Genomic DNA, 2,912 nt, shown 5'->3' with positions numbered 1-2,912 from the left:
GCCGCGTGCTGCGCGTGTGCGGCCTCACCGACGAGGAGATCGAAGAGAAGTTCGGTCATCTCATCCATGCCCTCGAGCTGGGCGCTCCGCCGCATGGCGGCATCGCGCTCGGCCTTGATCGCCTGGTCATGCTGCTGGGCAACAAGGCGTCCATCCGCGATGTCATCGCCTTCCCGAAGACGAGCAGCGCGAGCGACCCCATGACCGGCGCTCCCAGTGCCGTGTCGGGACGCCAGCTCAAGGAAGTCAGCCTACGCACGCTGTAGACGCCGAAGCTCAGGATACCGAGAACCCCCGATCGCACACGAGTGGTTGGGGGTTCTCGAGGTAGTGCGAGGTGAGGAATAGCCCTATCGAAACGGGATGCCTGAAGGTTTGATGGGAGAGTCCGGCGAACTGCGATTCTGGCTTCGCATTCCGAATGCAGTAAGGCACATTCGCGGAGGAAGCCCCCCTGGTAACCCGCTCGGTGTCTGTGTACTTTTGGTTGCTTCGGCGGCGAGGCGACAGTGCGGCTGGGGGGCTTCGCCTATACTGAAACGGTTGTAATTCGAAGTATCTCGGATGGGCTGGGGCGGCGCCATGTTCCGAACCTGGTCAGGTCCGGGAGGAAGCAGCCATAAGGGACCGCTGGCGAGCGCCCCTGCCTATCCGGGATCACTTCGGGTTCCGACGGCCCTTGGCCGACGGAACTGCTCGACGCCGCGAAGGGCTGTGGTACCGAACTTGCCCCTTTTATGCTTACCCCTCACGTGCCGCGGCACGCGCTCGGCCGCATAACGGGGCGATCTCGGCACCGCAGCCCTTCTCGCTGATTTGCTGGACTGATACTCAGAAAAGGACAACATGGGAATCATCGACTTCTTCGTCAACCTGCTCTCCGATCCACGGGCGGCTATTGCCGGATGGATCATCGCGCTCGGACCTATCGGGGTGTACTCACCGCTGTTCCTTATCGTGTTCGTGGAGACGGGCTTGGTGTTCTTCCCGTTTTTGCCAGGCGACTCGCTGCTGTTCGCAGCAGGCGTGTTTTCGGCCGATGGCGGCGGATTGAACGTTTGGGCTACGTTGATCGTGTTCTATGTGGCCGCCATTCTGGGCAACACGTCGAACTACTGGATCGCGCGCGTTTTCGGTTCGCGCATCATCGATTCGGGAAAGGTAAAGGCGCTCACGCCCGAGCGCATGGCCAAACTGGACCACTTCTTTGCCAAGTTCGGCGGCCTTACTATCGTCATCACGCGCTTTATGCCGTTCTTCCGTACGTTCGCGCCGTTCATCGCCGGCACCGGGCACATGAACTTCGCAAAGTTCACGGTGTTCAACGTTATCGGCGGCGTGCTGTGGGTGACCTTGTTCGTGCTGGTGGGTTATTTCTTCGGGGGCATCCCGTTCGTGCAGGAGCATTTTGAGGTCATCGTACTGGGCATTGTAGCGGTGTCGGTTGCGCCGGCCATTATCGGTGCCGTGAAAGCGGCCCTGAATGCACGCAAAGCTAAGAAGGCTGCGGCGATGTCCGGAGATGTCGAGACAAAGTAGCGGGAAAGCGGACACGAGATAGCGAGCACGTATCATGGCGGAAGCACTGTATAGGAAATATCGGCCGCAGATATTCGAGGATGTCGTCGGTCAGGAGCATATCGAGCGTACTATCAAAAATGCGATCGAGCAGGACAAGGTAAGTCACGCCTATCTGTTCACCGGTCCGCGCGGCACCGGCAAGACCACCACGGCGCGCCTGCTGGCGAAAGCTCTTTTGTGCGAGCACGGCCCGACGCCCGAGCCTGACGGCACCTGTTCCGATTGCAAGATGATCGCAAACGGCGAGCATCCGGATGTCTACGAGCTGGACGCCGCAAGCCGCACCGGCGTGGAGAACGTGCGCGAGGAAATCATTGGACGCGTGCAATACGCGCCAACGCGCGGCCGCTACAAGATCTATATCATCGACGAGGTCCACATGTTGTCGACGGCTGCGTTCAACGCGCTGTTGAAGACGCTCGAGGAGCCGCCGAGCCATGTGGTGTTCATACTGGCCACCACCGATCCGCAGAAGGTTCCCGAAACCATTCATTCGCGCTGCCAGCGCTTCGACTTCCGTCGCATTTCGCTTGAGGCCATCGTGTCGCGCCTCGGCGCCATCTGCGTGGCCGAGGACGTCGAGTTCGAGGGCGAGGCATTGGACCTGATCGCGCATCGCGCCGAAGGTGGCATGCGCAACGCGCTGACCTCGCTGGAGCAGCTTATTGCGTTCGGCGAGGGCAAGGTCACGCTTGAAGTGGCCGAGCGCATGCTGGGTGCTGTCGATACGAACGACTTAGCTGAGATCGTGCGAGCCATTGGCACGCGCGACGTAGCATTGTGCTTCCGCTGGACAGCCGAGTACATCGAGACTGGCGCCGACTTGGCGCAGTTTACCCGCGATTTGGCCGAGCACGTGCGCAATATGTACGTGATGACGCTGGTTGGTGCCGATGTGGCTATCGAGGTGGGCGAGGCGATGCGCCGCGAGCTTGCCCAGGAAATGCAGTGGTTCGGGGCCGATCGCCTCGCGCGTTTGCTGGGTGTGCTAGGCGATCTGTCGGCCGAGCTGAAGACGTCCACGAATCCGCGGTTGTCCTTCGAGATCGCGCTGACGCGTATGGTGCGTCCCGACTCCGACCTCACGTTGGAATCGTTGGCCGAGCGCGTCGAAGCCCTCGAGTCCGGGTATTCCGCCGTCGCGCATGTGACGGGAGGGCCGGCACCTGTTGCGGCGCAGCAAGCGTCCGTCGCTCAGACTGCTGCTTCGATGCCGATGGAGACGCGGACCCGAAGCGCCGCCACGCCGCAAGAGCAGGCCTGTTCGGCGTCGGTCGCCGCCACGCCTGCGGCAGCTGCGCCCTCGGCCGACCTTGCGGCCAGCCTGCAGA

Annotated in this window: 3 protein-coding genes and 1 other RNA gene; all 4 read left to right on the top strand. The window is 61.7% G+C overall.

Annotated elements, in window-relative coordinates:
• Nucleotides 1-266, top strand: a 266-nt coding sequence (locus tag RR842_RS11805; protein WP_332729844.1) for an amino acid--tRNA ligase-related protein, incomplete at its 5' end; no start/stop codon positions are given.
• Between the two features lie 296 nt (nucleotides 267-562).
• Nucleotides 563-656, top strand: an RNA gene (gene ffs / locus RR842_RS11800) — signal recognition particle sRNA small type.
• 190 nt (nucleotides 657-846) lie between these two features.
• Nucleotides 847-1,539, top strand: coding sequence for a VTT domain-containing protein (locus RR842_RS11795; protein WP_332729843.1), 693 nt, complete (start codon nucleotides 847-849; stop codon nucleotides 1,537-1,539).
• A gap of 34 nt (nucleotides 1,540-1,573) precedes the next feature.
• A partial coding sequence (gene dnaX, locus RR842_RS11790; RefSeq protein WP_332729842.1) for a DNA polymerase III subunit gamma/tau occupies nucleotides 1,574-2,912 on the top strand: 1,339 nt, incomplete at its 3' end.

This window comes from Gordonibacter sp. (genome assembly GCF_036667095.1).
GTDB lineage: Bacteria > Actinomycetota > Coriobacteriia > Coriobacteriales > Eggerthellaceae > Gordonibacter.
The sequence above is the reverse complement of the archived record's forward strand: the minus strand, read 5'-3'. Positions and strand labels throughout refer to the sequence as shown.